Below are 14,165 nucleotides of genomic sequence, written 5' to 3'. Positions count from 1 at the left end.
GGCGGCGGTCAGGAGCTCCAGTCGAGCGGCACCTCCCGGGCGGCGTCCCAGGGCCGCTCCCAGCCCGCGTAGTGCAGGATGCGGTCGATCACCCCCGCCGTGAACCCCCAGACCAGCGCCTCGTCCATGTGGAACACCGGACCCCGGTGACCGCTCGGGTGGACGGCGGTCGCGCGCTTCGCCGGGTCGGTGAGCTCGGCGACCGGGACGGTGAAGACCCGGGCCGTCTCGGCGGGGTCGGCCGGACCGACCGGGCTGGGCTCGCGCCACCAGCCGAGCACGGGGGTCACGACGAACCCGCTGACCGGGATGTACAGATCCGGCAGCACGCCGAAGACCTGGACGCCGGACGGGTCGAGCCCCGTCTCCTCCTCGGCCTCGCGCAGCGCGGCGCGGACGAGGCCGCCGTCGGCGGGGTCGCCGTCCTCCGGGTCGAGGGCGCCGCCGGGGAAGGAGGACTGCCCCGCGTGCGAGCGCAGCGTGCCGGCACGCTCCAGAAGCAGCAGCTCCGGGCCCTGCGGGCCCTCACCGAAGAGCACCAGGACGGCCGAGCGCCGCCCGCCCGTCTCCGGGGGCAGGTAGCGGCTCAACTGCTGGGGCTCGACGTCCCGCAGGGCCCGCGCGACCGGCTCCAGCCAGGCGGGCAGCCCCTCGGCGGTGACGGTGATCTCCCGGCTGTCCCGGCCGTACGTGCTCCTCATGCGCTTCCCCATGTCCCCGTCTGTCCCGGTCGTGCCGTCTGTCCCGGTCATGCCTGGTCCGTGCCCGTCGGCCGCGCGGCGCTCCCGCGCACCGGTCCGGTCACCCGGCGCCCAGCGGGGGCGCGGGCGGGCCCGGGAAGTCCGGCGGCGGCTTCAGCCGCTGGCCCGGCATGCCGCCCTTCTCGTACTTGAGCAGCTTCTTCGCCTTCTCCGGGTCCGTCTCGCCCTCGCCGTACGACGGGCACAGCGGGGCGATCGGGCAGGCGCCGCAGGCGGGCTTGCGGGAGTGGCAGATGCGGCGGCCGTGGAAGATGACGCGGTGCGAGAGCATCGTCCAGTCGCTCTTCGGGAAGAGCGAGCAGACCTCGGCCTCGATCTTCTCCGGGTCCGTCTCGGCGGTCCACTTCCAGCGGCGGACGAGGCGCTGGAAGTGCGTGTCGACGGTTATGCCCGGGACCCCGAAGGCGTTGCCCAGCACCACGTTGGCCGTCTTGCGGCCGACGCCGGGGAGCGAGACGAGGTCCTCCAGCCGGCCGGGCACCTCGCCGTCGAAGCGGTCCCGCAGCGCGGCGGACAGGCCCATCAGCGACTTGGCCTTGGCCCGGAAGAAGCCCGTGGGCCGGATCAGCTGCTCCAGCGCCTCGGGGTCGGCGGCCGCCATGTCCTCCGGCGTCGGGTAGGCGGCGAAGAGGGCCGGGGTCGTCTGGTTGACCCGCAGGTCGGTGGTCTGGGCGGAGAGGACCGTCGCGACGAGGAGTTGGAAGGGATCCTCGAAGTCCAGCTCCGGGTGGGCGTACGGGTACACCTCCGCGAGCTCGCGGTTGATCCGGCGGGCCCGCCGGACGAGCGCGGTCCGCGACTCCGGCTTCGACGGCTTCGCCTGCTTCGAGGATGCCGAGGACTTCGGCGGCTTCGACGGCTTCGGCGACTTCACGGCCGGCTTCTTCTCCGCCGTCGGACCCGCCGCCCGACGGGTCGGCGATTTTGCCTCTTTTGCGTCTTTTGGCGATTTCGCGGCGGGGCGTTCGCCCACAGCGGAATCACGGGTCGAGGTCACCCTCCCGGCCCCCTTGCCCTGTGCTCTCACCGGCGTATTGGACACCCGGCCAGACTAAAGCCCAGCAGTGACATCCGCCCCGGCCGCGGGAAAAGCACAGCCCAATCGGACCCCTGCCGTAGGGCTTCCGCCGACGATGCGCCACACTTGTGTTTGATCACACAGTTTTACCGACGGGCATCATGGGGACCACGGTCCTCTGTGCATGTCGACAAGGAGAGAACTCGTGGACGACGTTCTGCGGCGCGCCCCGCTCTTCGCGGCGCTCGATGACGAGCAGGCCGCTGAGCTGCGCGCCTCCATGGGCGAGGTCACTCTCGCGAGGGGCGACGCCCTGTTCCACGAAGGCGACCCGGGCGACCGCCTCTACGTGGTGACCGAGGGGAAGGTGAAGCTCCACCGCACCTCCCCCGACGGCCGCGAGAACATGCTGGCCGTCCTGGGCCCCGGCGAGCTCATCGGCGAGCTGTCCCTCTTCGACCCCGGACCGCGCACCGCCACCGCCACCGCGCTGACCGAGGTCAAGCTCCTCGGCCTCGGCCACGGCGACCTCCAGCCGTGGCTCAACGCCCGCCCGGAGGTGGCCACGGCCCTGCTGCGCGCCGTCGCCCGCCGCCTGCGCCGCACCAACGACTCCATGTCGGACCTCGTCTTCTCGGACGTCCCCGGCCGCGTCGCCAAGGCCCTGCTGGACCTGTCGCGCCGCTTCGGCGTGCAGTCCGAGGAGGGCATCCACGTGGTGCACGACCTCACCCAGGAAGAGCTCGCCCAGCTCGTCGGCGCGTCCCGCGAGACGGTCAACAAGGCCCTCGCGGACTTCGCCGGCCGCGGCTGGCTGCGCCTGGAGGCGCGCGCCGTGATCCTGCTGGACGTCGAGCGCCTGGCGAAGCGCTCCCGCTGACGCGCACCGCACGCGACGGAGCCCCGCTTCCTTCCGGAGCGGGGCTCTCGCACGTCCTCGGCGGACCCGAAAGAGCGTGGTCCGCACCGAGGTTGACGAGGCGTCGGGCGCCCGACCTGACAGAGTCCCGCCGGACAGTCCGGGAAGCTGCTGCCATCCGGGAAGCTGCCGTCAGATGAGCCCGTGCTCCCCCAGGTAGTCCAGCTGCGCCCGCACCGACAGCTCCGCCGCCGGCCAGACCGCGCGGTCCACGTCCGCGTAGACGTGGGCGACGACATCCTGGGGGCTCCGGTGGCCCGCCTCGACGGCCGTCTCCACCTGGGCGAGGCGTTTGGCGCGGTGGGCGAGGTAGTACTCCAGGACGCCCTTGGCGTCGTCCAGGACGGGGCCGTGCGCGGGCAGGATCGTCCGGACGTCCTCGTCGACGGTGAGCGTCCGCAGCCGGCGCAGCGAGTCGAGGTAGTCGCCGAGGCGGCCGTCGGGATGGGCGACGACGGTCGTGCCGCGGCCGAGGACGGTGTCGCCGGTGAGGAGCGCGCGGTCCGCCGGGAGGTGGAAGGAGACCGAGTCCGCGGTGTGGCCGGGGGTGGGGACCACCCGCAGATCCAGACCGCCGGTAGTGATCACGTCGCCCGCGGCCAGCCCCCCGCCGCCACCGGCCCGCAGCGCCGGGTCCACGGCCCGCACCGGGGCGCCCGTGAGCCCGGACAGCCGTACCGCGCCGTCGGCGTGGTCGTGGTGGCCGTGGGTGAGCAGGGCGAGGGCGATCCGCTTGCCCGCCGCCTCCGCCGCGGCGACGACCGCCCGCAGGTGCCCCTCGTCCAGCGGCCCCGGGTCGACGACGACGGCGAGGTCGGAGCCCGGCTCGGACAGCAGCCAGGTGTTGGTGCCGTCGAGGGTCATCGCGGACGGGTTGGGGGCGAGGACGCAGGTCGCGCGCTCGGTGGCGGGCCCGCCCGGAACGGCCGCGCGCGGCCGGCCCGGCAGGTCGGCGGCTTCGGCTGGGTTCGTCATGCATCGGCTCCCGGAGTCGCTGGAATGTGCGGCGGGCCCGGCAGGCGGAAGGGGAGATTCTTGGTGAACTCCTCGTGCCCGGGCCAGCTCAGCACGATCTCTTCCCCGGCGAGCTCCACGCGCGCCAGCACCGGGGTGAGATCCTGCTCACCCGCCGCGGCCAGCACATCGGCCACTTTCCCGAACGGCAGGAGCGAGCGGAGCGTCGCGATGGTCGGCGGCATCATCAGCAGCTCGCCCCGGTCGTAGCCGGCGGCCGCCTCGGCGGGGGCGGTCCACACCGCCAGGTCCGCCTCGGTGGAGTCGTCGCAGGTGCGCTGCCCCTCGGGCAACGCCGCGACGAAGAACCAGGTGTCGTAGCGGCGCGTCTCGAACTCGGGGGTGATCCAGCGCGCCCAGGCGCCCAGCAGATCGCTGCGGAGCAGCAGCCCGCGCCGCTCCAGGAAGTCGCCGAACGACAGCTCGTGGCTGACGAGCGCGGCCCGGTCGGCCTCCCAGCCCGGACCGGTGGTGTCGGCCACGACCGTGCCCGGGGCCGGGCCGGCGAGCAGCACGCCCGCCTCCTCGAAGGTCTCGCGGACCGTCGCGCAGACGATGGCCTGGGCCACCGCGGGCTCGACGCCGAGGCGCCCGGCCCACTCCTCGGGCGAGGGCCCGGCCCAGGGCACGTCGCGTTCGTCGCGCGGGTCCACGGAGCCGCCCGGGTACGCGAACGCGCCTCCGGCGAAGGCCATGGAGGCGCGTCTGCGCAGCATGTGGACGGCGACCCCGCCGTCCTCGCCGTCCCGCAGCAGCAGGACCGTCGCGGCGCGGCGCGGCGTCACGGGAGCGAGCTCGCCCCGCGCGAGGCGCCTGATCCGGTCGGGCCATTCCGGTGGGTACCACTGACCGTCGGTCGTCACCATGGCCGGATGCTATGCGCTCGCGGGCGGATGATCGAGGGGGTCCCGCGCCGAAAGCACCGGAAGCACCGGAAGGGGCCGCCGGTGGCCGGAAAGACCCGTCAGCCGGCGACCTCGACCTGGATCTCGACCTCGACCGGCGCGTCCAGCGGCAGCACCGCGACGCCGACGGCGGAACGGGCGTGCACGCCCTTCTCGCCCAGGACCTCGCCCAGCAGCTCGCTGGCCCCGTTGAGCACGGCGGGCTGACCGGTGAAGTCGGGGGCGGAGGCCACGAAGCCGACGACCTTCACCACGCGGACGATCTTGTCGAGATCGCCGACGACGGACTTCACGGCGGCCAGGGCGTTGAGCGCGCACACGCCCGCCAGCTCCTTGGCCTGCTCCGGGCTGACCTCCGCGCCGACCTTGCCGGTCACCGGGATCGAACCCTTGACCATGGGCAGCTGACCGGCGGTGTACACGTACGCGCCGGTCCGCACGGCCGGCTGGTACGCGGCCAGCGGCGGCACGACGTCCGGCACCGTCAGCCCGAGCTCGGCCAGCCTGCTCTCGACGGCGCTCACTGCTTGGCCCGCTTCAGGTAGGCCACCAGCTGCTCCGGGTTGGGCCCCGGGACGACCTGGACGAGCTCCCAGCCGTCCTCGCCCCAGGTGTCCAGAATCTGCTTGGTCGCGTGCACCAGCAGCGGCACGGTTGCGTATTCCCACTTGGTCATGGCCCGACTGTAATGCCTCACACCGACAGCCCCATGCGCGGTCCGCACGGCGCTTGGTTAGGCTCCGCCCATGAGCAGGCTCCATGTCGTCAGCGGCAAGGGCGGTACCGGCAAGACCACCGTCGCCGCTGCTCTCGCACTCGCCCTCGCGGCCGGGGGCAAACGGGCGCTGCTGGTCGAGGTGGAGGGCCGGCAGGGCATCGCGCAGCTCTTCGAGACCGAGGCGCTGCCCTACGAGGAGCGGAAGATCGCGGTCGCCCCCGGCGGCGGCGAGGTGTACGCGCTGGCCATCGACCCCGAACGGGCGCTGCTGGACTACCTCCAGATGTTCTACAAACTCGGCAGCGCGGGACGGGCCCTGAGAAAGCTGGGGGCGATCGACTTCGCGACGACCATCGCCCCCGGCCTGCGGGACGTGCTGCTGACGGGCAAGGCCTGCGAGGCGGTGCGCAGGAAGGACCGCACGGGCCGCTTCGCCTACGACTACGTCGTCATGGACGCACCGCCGACCGGCCGCGTCACGCGCTTCCTCAACGTCAACGACGAGGTCGCCGGGCTGGCCCGGATCGGGCCGATCCACAACCAGGCGCAGGCGGTGATGCGCGTCATCAAATCCCCCGGGACCGCGGTGCACTTGGTGACCCTGCTGGAGGAGATGCCGGTCCAGGAGACGGTGGACGGCATAGCCGAGCTGCGCGCCGCCGGCCTGCCGGTCGGCAGCGTCGTCGTCAACATGGTGCGGCCCGAGGTGCTGGACGGGGCGGCCGTGGAGGAGGCGGCGAACGGCCGGCGCGCGGCCGTGGCCGAGGCCCTCGCCCACGCCCTCGCCCGGACCTCCTCCGGCGGGGAGGATCGGGCGGACGCGGCCGGGGCTCTGGTCGCCCCGCTGCTGGACGAGGCCCGCGAGCACACCGCGCGGCTCGCGCTCGAACGCGGCAGCCGGGCCAGGATCGAGGATCTGGGCCTGCCCGCCTGCGAGTTGGAGCTGCTCGGCGACGGCGTCGACCTGGCCGGCCTCTACCGCATGGCCCGCGCGCTGCGCACGCGGGAGATCGTGACCGGCACGAGCGAGGGGGCCCGGTGAGCCTGGACAGGACGTCCGCTCTCGACGTCGACGCCATTCTGGACGACCGCCGCACCCGGATCGTGGTGTGCTGCGGCTCCGGCGGGGTCGGCAAGACGACGACCGCGGCCGCGCTCGGCCTGCGGGCGGCGGAGCGCGGCCGCAAGGCCGTGGTGCTGACCATCGACCCGGCGCGGCGGCTCGCGCAGTCGATGGGGATCGACGAACTGGACAACGTGCCGCGCCGCGTTCCCGGCGTCGACGCCTCGGCGGGCGGCGAACTCCACGCCATGATGCTGGACATGAAGCGGACCTTCGACGAGATCGTCGAGGCGCACGCGGACCGCGACCGCGCCCGGGCGATCCTGGAGAACCCCTTCTACCAGTCCCTGTCGGCCGGCTTCGCGGGCACGCAGGAGTACATGGCCATGGAGAAGCTGGGCCAGCTGCGCTCCCGCGACGAGTGGGACCTGATCGTCGTCGACACCCCGCCGAGCCGTTCGGCGCTGGACTTCCTGGACGCGCCGGGCCGGCTTGGCTCGTTCCTGGACGGCAGGCTCATCAAGGTGCTGATGGCCCCGGCGAAGATCGGCGGCCGGGCCGGGATGAAGTTCCTGGGCGTCGGCATGTCGGTGATGAGCGGCCCCCTCAACAAACTGATGGGCGCCCAACTGCTGCGTGACGTACAGACCTTCGTGGCCGCGATGGACACGATGTTCGGCGGGTTCCGTACCCGGGCCGATGCCACCTACCGCCTGCTCCAGGCTCCCGGAACGGCCTTCCTGGTGGTCGCCGCGCCCGAGCGGGACGCGCTGCGCGAGGCCGCCTACTTCGTCCAGCGACTGGCGGAGGAGCGGATGCCGCTGGCCGGGCTGGTGCTCAACCGGGTGCACGGCAGCGGGGCCGCGCGGCTCTCCGCGGAGCGCGCGCTGGCGGCGGCCGAGGCACTGACGGAGGAAGCACCCGGGGCGACGGACCGACCGGCGGACGGCGCCGCGGATTACCCAGAAAATCTTGACGGCCCCGGCATTGTGGATCGTGGCAGCGGGCAAGCTGGGACACGTACCGCTGATGACCCTGGCACCGCCACTCCCCTCGACACATCCTCTCCCGAGAGCGGCTTCCCCCGGCCCGTGTCACCCGGAGTGCCCACGGTGCCCGCGGACTCCGCGGCATCCACCGGGGCGGCGTCCACCGAGCGGCTGGCCGCGGGGCTCCTGCGCCTGCACGCGGAACGCATGCGGGTGCTGACGCGCGAGCGACGCACGCGCGACCGCTTCACCGCCCTGCACCCGGACGTACCGGTGGCCGAGGTGGCGGCACTCCCCGGTGACGTGCACGACCTGGCGGGGCTGCGGACCATCGGCGAACGGCTCGCCGGCCGAACGGACCGCGGCGGTCCGGCTTCCCTGCCGGCGCAGGCCACGGCGGGCCCGGCCGTCCCGGTGGACGGCGCCGGAGAGGGTGCCCCCGCGCGGGGCTCCGAGGGCTAGCCCGCCGCGGCGTACGCGTCGTATTCCTCGTCGCCCAGCGGCAGGAGGCCGGCGCCGCGCTCGTACTCCGTGCGGGCCGTCTCCAGCAGGCGGCGCCACGACGTCACCGTCGGCCGGCGCCGCAGCAGCGCACGCCGCTCGCGCTCCGTCATCCCGCCCCAGACGCCGAACTCGACGCGGTTGTCCAACGCGTCGGCCAGGCACTCGGTGCGGACCGGGCATCCGGTGCAGACCGCTTTGGCCCGGTTCTGTGCTGCGCCCTGAACGAACAGTTCGTCCGGATCGGTCGTGCGGCAGGCGGCCTGCGCACTCCAGTCGGTTACCCAGCTCATGCTGGCGCCGTCCTCTCCCGAATCGAGGCTCCCCCACGGCGGCAGCGGCATATTCACCGTTGCCAGTTGAGGACGTTACGGAAGCAGGACAGGGGGCAACACCCCCTTCGGGCCCAATCTTGGATAGCCCGAAGGGACTATGCGTACGCGGCAGATCACCCAACGGAGTGAGCTGGCGACATCAGCGACTTTTCCGTACGGATATGGGCAGTTGACCCATCCCGCACAGGGCAGCCAGTGACACAGGCGGCAATACGGACACACCTCATCACCTACAGGAGTGAGGGCAGGGGTGTTGCTGAAGGAGACCGCAGTGACTGGCGTAAAACAGCGTAGGCGAACACACGGGCGTCTGTCCGCCGAATGAGAACGTAGGCTTTCCCCCATGGCTATGAAGCGCTCGGGCGGGGGGTCCTCTTCAGGGGGCCGACAGGCCGCCAAGTTCCTCGGCGTCAGCGTCCTCTCCGGAGTCGTTCTGGCGGGCCTGGCCCTACCGGGCGTCGGCGCTTTCGGACTGGCCGCCAAGGGAACGGTGGAAGGTTTTGACGAGCTCCCCGCGAACCTCAGGACACCGCCGCTGAGCCAGCGGACCGTCATCCTCGACTCCGAGGGCGGCGAGATAGCCAAGGTCTACTCGCGCGACCGCACGGTCGTACCGCTCGGGCAGATCTCCCCCTGGATGCAGAAGGCGATCGTCGCCATCGAGGACGCCCGCTTCTACGAGCACGGCGCGGTCGACCTCAAGGGCGTGCTCCGCGCCCTCAACCGCAACGCCCAGAACGGCGGGGTCTCCGAGGGCGCCTCGACCCTCACCCAGCAGTACGTCAAGAACGTCTTCGTCGAAGAGGCCGGCGACGACCCGGACAAGGTCGCCGTCGCCACGCAGCAGACCGTCGGCCGCAAGGTCAAGGAGCTGAAGTACGCCATCCAGGTGGAGAAGGAGCTGGGCAAGCAGCGCATCCTCGCCAACTACCTGAACATCACCTTCTTCGGGCAGCAGGCGTACGGCGTCGAGGCCGCCGCCCAGCGCTACTTCAGCAAGCGCGCCAAGGACCTCACGCTCGGCGAGTCGGCCCTGCTGGCCGGCATCGTCCAGTCGCCCAGCCGCTTCGACCCTGTCAACGCGCCGAAGGCGGCCGCCCAGCGGCGCAACATGGTCCTCCAGCGCATGGTCGACCTGAAGAACATCACCCCGGCCCAGGCCGCGGCCGAGAAGGCGAAGCCGATCAAGCTGAAGGTCAGCCGCCCGAAGAGCGGCTGCATCACCGCCGTCAACGGCGCCGGGTTCTTCTGCGACTACGTCCGCCAGGTCTTCCTCCAGGACCCCGCCTTCGGCAAGACGAAGGAGGCCCGCGCCAAGCGGTGGAACGAGGGCGGCATGACGATCCGTACGACCCTCGACCCGCAGACGCAGAAGTCCGTCCAGAAGTCGATCACCGACCACGTCTACCAGAGCGACCCGGTGGCCACGGCGATCTCCATCGTCGAGCCGGGGACGGGCAAGGTGCTGGGCATGGGGCAGTCGAAGCCCTACGGCTTCGGCAAGGACCAGACGCAGATCAACCTGTCGGCCGACCACGCCATGGGCGGCTCGACGTACGGCTTCCAGCCCGGCTCCACGTTCAAGCCGATCATCGCGGCGGCGGCGCTGGAGGAGGGCAAGTCGGCGAACCAGACGTACTCGTCGCCGTACAGCATGCCGTACCCGTCCGAGATCGCGACCTGCAAGGGCACGTGGAAGACCGACGGGAGCCCGGTCAGCAACGAGAACCGGAGCGAGGTCGGCCCGTACGGCATGGCCGAGGCGACCGCGAAGTCGGTCAACACCTACTACATCCAGCTCCTCGAGGACATCGGCATCTGCCCGGCCGTGAAGATGGCGGACAAGCTCGGCCTCAAGCCGGCCAGCGGAGCCACGATGGAGCAGGTGCCGTCCATGGCCATCGGTGGCGCCGGGGGCATGTCCCCGCTGAGCATGGCCGCCGCCTACGCCGCCTTCGCCAACAAGGGCACGTACTGCTCCCCCGTCCTCATCACCTCGGCCCAGGGCCCCAACGGCAAGCCGCTGAACGTCCCGAAGGCCACGTGCTCGCGGGCCATGTCCGAGGGGACGGCCGAGACCATCAACACCCTGCTCAAGGGCGTGGTCGAGGACGGCACCGGCAAGGAGGCCGGCCTCGGCGGGCGCGACAGCGCCGGCAAGACCGGTACGACCGACGGCCGCAAGGCCGCCTGGTTCGTCGGCTACACCCCGAACATGGCGGGTGCCGTGTGGGTCGGCGGCGCGGGCGACGAGGTGAGCATGGAGGACATCACCATCGGCGGTGTCTACCACGGCCAGGTCTACGGCGGTGACACCCCCGGGCCGATCTGGCGCGACGCCATGAGCGGCGCCCTGGAGGGCCGGACCGCGCCGGCCTTCGACACCGTCCCGGGCATCGACACCGGCGGCTCCGACAAGGACAAGGACAAGAACAAGAAGGACGGGAAGAACAAGAAGGGCGGCGGCCGCCAGGGCAACAAGCCCGGCAAGCCCGGCCGCGCCCACTGAGAAGGGGCCCGTCCGGACCGCGTGCTCGCGGTCCGGACGGGCCCCTTCCGCCGTACGTACGGCTACATGTACGGCTACGCCAGCTGGCGCTTGACCTCGGCGGACACCCGGCCGCCCTCGGCCCGGTTCCCCACCTTCGGCTTGACGATCTTCATGACGGCGCCCATCGCCTTCGGCCCCTCGGCACCGCCCGCCTTCGCCTCGGCCACGGCCTCCGCGACGAGCGCGGTCAGCTCCTCGTCCGACAGCTGGGCCGGCAGGTACGCGGCGAGCACCTCGCCCTCCGCGCGCTCGCGCTCGGCCGAGTCGGCCCGGCCGCCCTTCTCGAACGCGTCGGCGGCCTCGCGGCGCTTCTTCACCTCGCGGGTGATCACCTTGAGCACCTCGTCGTCGGAGAGCTCCCGGGCCGTCTTGCCGGCCGTCTCCTCGTAACCGATCGCGGAGAGGGTCAGACGCAGGGTGGCGGAGCGCAGCTCGTCGCGCGCCTTGATGGCGGCGGTGAGGTCGTCGTGGAGCTTTGCCTTGAGCGTGGTCATGGCGCAATCTTCGCATCCCGCCCGCGACCGTGCCGCTCATTAACCACCGGCCCCCACAACTCCCGTCCCCCGCCGGTCCCATGGCGACCGCGCCCGCCCGGTCTGCGACCATGGCCGTATGCGCGCGCGATACGCAGTACCCCTGGGAATCACAGCGGCCGGCGCGGCGGGCCTCGCCTACGCCGCCGGCTTCGAGGTCCGCTCCTTCCGGCTCCGCCGGGTCACCGTGCCCGTCCTGCCGCCCGGCATGCGGCCCCTGCGGGTCCTGCAGGTCTCCGACATCCACATGGTGAGCGGACAGCGCAAGAAGCAGCGCTGGCTGCAGTCCCTCGCCGGGCTGCGCCCCGACTTCGTGATCAACACCGGCGACAACCTCTCCGACCCGGAGGGCGTCCCCGAGACGCTCGACGCGCTCGGCCCGCTGATGCGCTTCCCCGGCGCGTACGTCTTCGGCTCGAACGACTACTACGGGCCCAAGCTGCGCAACCCCGCCCGCTACCTGCTCGAGAAGGCCACCGGCCGGCACGGCCTCAACGGCAACACCCCCGTCGTCGGCGCGATCCACAACCCGTGGGAGGAGCTGCGCGACGGCTTCGACGAGGCGGGCTGGGTCGACCTCACCAACACCCGGGGCCGGCTGAAGATCGACGGCCGGGAGATCGCGCTCACCGGCCTGGACGACCCGCACATCAAGCGGGACCGGTACGCGGAGGTCGCCGGCGGCCCGGTCGCCGACGCGGACTTCTCGATGGCCGTCGTCCACGCCCCCTACCTGCGGGTCCTCGACGCCTTCACGGCCGACCGCTACCCGCTGATCCTCGCCGGCCACACCCACGGCGGCCAGCTCTGCATCCCCTTCTACGGGGCACTGGTCACCAACTGCGACATCGACACCGGCCGGGTCAAGGGCCTGTCCACCCACCGCGCCGGCGGCCACCGCTCGTACCTGCACGTCTCCGCGGGCTGCGGCACCAACCGCTACACCCCCGTCCGCTTCGCCTGCCCTCCCGAGGCCACGCTCCTCACCCTCGTCCCGCGCGACTGAGCCGGAGAAACCGGGCCGGGGAAGCTTTCCCGGGCCCACCCGTACGGTGGAGGGATGATCGACCCGACCCCCTCCACCACCACCCGGCCCGGCGCGGCGAGCGCGGCGGGCGTTCCCGCGTCCGCCGTCGTCCCGAGCGGCCGCCGCCCCTTCGCGGCGGCCTTCCGCGCACTCGTGGCCCTGGCCGCGCTCACCGGCATCGTCCTGGACACGATCGACTCCGACGACCTGGGCCGGCTCTTCAGCTACTTCACGATCCAGTCCAACATCCTGGTGGCGGTCTCCTTCGCCTGGGCCGCCCACCGCGCCTGGACCGGACGCCCCGCCCTCTCCCCCCGGATCACGGGCGCGGCGCTGCTCTACATCTCCATCACGGGTCTCGTCTTTCACTTCGTGCTGTCGAACGACTCCAGCGGCTTCTCCATGACCAGCGAGCGCACGCCCCTGGAGTCGATCGCCAACCAGCTCCTGCACACCGCGACCCCGCTCGCGGCCGCCTTCGACTGGCTCGTGCTCACCGTGCCCGGCGGCTTCCTCCTGCGCCACGCCTGGCAGTGGCTGGTCTTTCCCCTCCTCTACCTCCCCTTCGCCCTGATCCGCGGCGCCCTCCTCGACCCCGGCACCGAGGGCCGCTACCCGTACCCCTTCCTGGACGTCGACCTCCACGGCTACGCGGGCATCGCCGGCAACGCGGTCGTCTTCGGCCTGGCCTTCTACGGCCTGGCCCTCGCGCTCACCCTCGCCGACCGGGTACGCCCCCACCTGCCCGGCCCCCGGAATCGGATTTCACCTACGGGCTCCGGTCCGCTAAAGTAGAGCTCGTTGCGCCGGGGACCCTCGAAAGCGGGGACTCGGAGTGCATCGGGGTGTAGCGCAGCTTGGCAGCGCGCTTCGTTCGGGACGAAGAGGTCGTGGGTTCAAATCCCGCCACCCCGACAGAGAAACACCAGATCGGGCCCGGTACTGAGAGATCAGTACCGGGCCCGATCTGCTATGTGCCCCGTTTTGGGAGTCGCCCGAGAGCGGACCTCAAGATCCGGCTCTCAGGGGCGCCGCTGTGCGTGCACGCAGAAGGTCATCGGGCACGCGCACCGGTGACGTGGGACACATCGCAAGCATGGTTCAGCGGCACAGGGCCGTGTCCACGACTTCGTCGACACGCTTCTTGGTTGTCCGGCTCGGCTGCATGGTCACCGCGACGTTGGCGGCGCGGCCGTCGTCGGTGGCTCCGCCCCGGGTTTCGTAGCCCGTCATGCTGCCGCCGTGGCCCCAGTGGACACCGCCGCACGACAGCGGCCTGCTGATGAGCCCCAGTCCATAGCGGACGCCGGGGCCGAAGGCCTCGGCGGGGACGGTGGTGCGCATCTGGGCGAGCTGGGCAGGCGGCAGGAGGCGGCCCGCCAGGAGTGCCGTGAAGAACCGGTTGAGGTCGGAGTTGGTGGAGATCATCTGGCCTGCCGCCCAGGCCCAGGAGGGGTCCCATTCCGTGGCGTCGGCCATGGGCGCGCCTGCCGAATCCCGGTAGTAGCCCTTGGGATGGGGTTCCCGGATCGTCTTGTCGCCGGGGGCGGGGAAGTAGGTGTGGCGCAGGCCGATGCGTTGGATGATGCGCCGGTCCAACTCCGCGCCGAGGGCGTGACCGGTGACCTTCTGGACGATCAGGCCGGCCAGCACGTAGTTCGTGTTGCTGTACGCCCATTTCGTCCCGGGGGCGAACTCGGCCTTGTGCTGGAGAGCGATGCCGAGGAGGTCGCGGGGGTCGTAGTACCGGGGCTGGAGATCGCCTTTGCTGTAGTCGGGCAGTCCGCTGGTGTGCTGGAGGAGCCGGCGTACGGTGATGCGGCGGCCGTCG

General features: G+C 71.9%; 15 protein-coding genes and 1 tRNA gene. 7 read left to right on the top strand and 9 right to left on the bottom strand.

From position 1 onward, the window contains the following. Positions 1–8 precede the first annotated feature (8 nt). Positions 9–701, bottom strand: coding sequence for a CoA pyrophosphatase (locus tag I5Q34_RS11340; protein ID WP_199892069.1), 693 nt, complete (start codon positions 699–701; stop codon positions 9–11). 100 nt (positions 702–801) lie between these two features. Next, entirely contained in the window at positions 802–1,758 is a 957-nt protein-coding gene (nth, locus tag I5Q34_RS11335) for an endonuclease III (RefSeq protein WP_199892068.1), read from the bottom strand. A gap of 226 nt (positions 1,759–1,984) precedes the next feature. Between nth and I5Q34_RS11330 the strand changes: the two genes are divergently transcribed. Next, the gene (locus tag I5Q34_RS11330; protein ID WP_004939715.1) at positions 1,985–2,659 is read left to right on the top strand and encodes a Crp/Fnr family transcriptional regulator; all 675 of its coding nucleotides are present in this window, start codon (positions 1,985–1,987) and stop codon (positions 2,657–2,659) included. A 171-nt stretch (positions 2,660–2,830) separates the two neighbouring features. On the opposite strand, the gene I5Q34_RS11325 is transcribed toward I5Q34_RS11330, so the two are convergent. The 4 genes from I5Q34_RS11325 to I5Q34_RS11310 form a co-directional block, all read right to left on the bottom strand. Beyond that, positions 2,831–3,673, bottom strand: a complete 843-nt coding sequence (locus I5Q34_RS11325; RefSeq protein WP_199892067.1) for an MBL fold metallo-hydrolase — start codon at positions 3,671–3,673, stop codon at positions 2,831–2,833. Beyond that, positions 3,670–4,578, bottom strand: a complete 909-nt coding sequence (locus tag I5Q34_RS11320) for an NUDIX hydrolase (protein WP_199892066.1) — start codon at positions 4,576–4,578, stop codon at positions 3,670–3,672. The genes I5Q34_RS11325 and I5Q34_RS11320 overlap by 4 nt, the downstream gene beginning before the upstream one ends. A 98-nt stretch (positions 4,579–4,676) precedes the next feature. Beyond that, complete coding sequence (locus I5Q34_RS11315) at positions 4,677–5,141, bottom strand: RidA family protein (RefSeq protein ID WP_199892065.1); 465 nt, start codon at positions 5,139–5,141, stop codon at positions 4,677–4,679. Then, complete coding sequence (locus I5Q34_RS11310) at positions 5,138–5,293, bottom strand: DUF4177 domain-containing protein (protein ID WP_143650014.1); 156 nt, start codon at positions 5,291–5,293, stop codon at positions 5,138–5,140. Before I5Q34_RS11310 ends, I5Q34_RS11315 begins: the two co-directional genes overlap by 4 nt. 70 nt (positions 5,294–5,363) lie before the next feature. Between I5Q34_RS11310 and I5Q34_RS11305 the strand changes: the two genes are divergently transcribed. Then, on the top strand, positions 5,364–6,377 hold the full coding sequence (locus I5Q34_RS11305) for an ArsA-related P-loop ATPase (RefSeq protein ID WP_199892064.1): 1,014 nt from the start codon (positions 5,364–5,366) through the stop codon (positions 6,375–6,377). Further along, positions 6,374–7,849, top strand: a complete 1,476-nt coding sequence (locus I5Q34_RS11300; RefSeq protein WP_277965783.1) for an ArsA-related P-loop ATPase — start codon at positions 6,374–6,376, stop codon at positions 7,847–7,849. The genes I5Q34_RS11305 and I5Q34_RS11300 overlap by 4 nt, the downstream gene beginning before the upstream one ends. Here the strand turns inward: I5Q34_RS11300 and I5Q34_RS11295 are convergent. Then, positions 7,846–8,181 carry a WhiB family transcriptional regulator gene (locus tag I5Q34_RS11295; protein ID WP_199892063.1) on the bottom strand — a complete coding sequence of 112 codons (336 nt, stop codon included), beginning with the start codon at positions 8,179–8,181 and terminating at the stop codon, positions 7,846–7,848. The two genes, I5Q34_RS11300 and I5Q34_RS11295, sit on opposite strands and share 4 nt — an antisense overlap. 385 nt (positions 8,182–8,566) lie before the next feature. On the opposite strand from I5Q34_RS11295, the gene I5Q34_RS11290 reads away from it, so the two are divergent. Continuing rightward, positions 8,567–10,732, top strand: a complete 2,166-nt coding sequence (locus tag I5Q34_RS11290) for a transglycosylase domain-containing protein (protein ID WP_199892062.1) — start codon at positions 8,567–8,569, stop codon at positions 10,730–10,732. Positions 10,733–10,806: 74 nt separating this feature from the next. Here I5Q34_RS11290 and I5Q34_RS11285 read toward each other — a convergent pair whose 3' ends face one another. Next, positions 10,807–11,268 carry a GatB/YqeY domain-containing protein gene (locus tag I5Q34_RS11285; protein WP_199892061.1) on the bottom strand — a complete coding sequence of 154 codons (462 nt, stop codon included), beginning with the start codon at positions 11,266–11,268 and terminating at the stop codon, positions 10,807–10,809. A gap of 118 nt (positions 11,269–11,386) precedes the next feature. Here I5Q34_RS11285 and I5Q34_RS11280 point away from each other — a divergent pair, with 118 nt between their 5' ends. The 3 genes from I5Q34_RS11280 to I5Q34_RS11270 all read left to right on the top strand — a co-directional run bounded on the left by I5Q34_RS11280 (position 11,387) and on the right by I5Q34_RS11270 (position 13,249). Then, positions 11,387–12,313 carry a metallophosphoesterase gene (locus tag I5Q34_RS11280; RefSeq protein WP_199892060.1) on the top strand — a complete coding sequence of 309 codons (927 nt, stop codon included), beginning with the start codon at positions 11,387–11,389 and terminating at the stop codon, positions 12,311–12,313. Positions 12,314–12,367: 54 nt separating this feature from the next. Next, positions 12,368–13,129, top strand: coding sequence for a Pr6Pr family membrane protein (locus I5Q34_RS11275; RefSeq protein ID WP_199892059.1), 762 nt, complete (start codon positions 12,368–12,370; stop codon positions 13,127–13,129). Positions 13,130–13,175: 46 nt separating this feature from the next. Continuing rightward, a tRNA-Pro gene (locus I5Q34_RS11270) sits at positions 13,176–13,249 on the top strand. Positions 13,250–13,435: 186 nt separating this feature from the next. Here the strand turns inward: I5Q34_RS11270 and I5Q34_RS34625 are convergent. Next, positions 13,436–14,165, bottom strand: a 730-nt coding sequence (locus I5Q34_RS34625) for a serine hydrolase (protein WP_234428723.1), incomplete at its 5' end; no start/stop codon positions are given.

It is taken from the genome of Streptomyces sp. AV19 (assembly GCF_015999245.1).
GTDB lineage: Bacteria > Actinomycetota > Actinomycetes > Streptomycetales > Streptomycetaceae > Streptomyces.
Note: the sequence above shows the minus strand (reverse complement) of the source record. Positions and strands in the feature narration are given on the sequence as shown.

Coding starts and splice junctions, on each gene's coding strand:
- I5Q34_RS11310 (WP_143650014.1), bottom strand. CDS start 5,293: ATGACCAAGTGGGAATACGCAACCGTGCCGCTGCTGGTGCACGCGACC.
- I5Q34_RS11280 (WP_199892060.1), top strand. CDS start 11,387: ATGCGCGCGCGATACGCAGTACCCCTGGGAATCACAGCGGCCGGCGCG.
- I5Q34_RS11290 (WP_199892062.1), top strand. CDS start 8,567: ATGGCTATGAAGCGCTCGGGCGGGGGGTCCTCTTCAGGGGGCCGACAG.
- I5Q34_RS11320 (WP_199892066.1), bottom strand. CDS start 4,578: ATGGTGACGACCGACGGTCAGTGGTACCCACCGGAATGGCCCGACCGG.
- I5Q34_RS11295 (WP_199892063.1), bottom strand. CDS start 8,181: ATGAGCTGGGTAACCGACTGGAGTGCGCAGGCCGCCTGCCGCACGACC.
- I5Q34_RS11340 (WP_199892069.1), bottom strand. CDS start 701: ATGAGGAGCACGTACGGCCGGGACAGCCGGGAGATCACCGTCACCGCC.
- I5Q34_RS11325 (WP_199892067.1), bottom strand. CDS start 3,673: ATGACGAACCCAGCCGAAGCCGCCGACCTGCCGGGCCGGCCGCGCGCG.
- I5Q34_RS11305 (WP_199892064.1), top strand. CDS start 5,364: ATGAGCAGGCTCCATGTCGTCAGCGGCAAGGGCGGTACCGGCAAGACC.
- I5Q34_RS11285 (WP_199892061.1), bottom strand. CDS start 11,268: ATGACCACGCTCAAGGCAAAGCTCCACGACGACCTCACCGCCGCCATC.
- I5Q34_RS11275 (WP_199892059.1), top strand. CDS start 12,368: ATGATCGACCCGACCCCCTCCACCACCACCCGGCCCGGCGCGGCGAGC.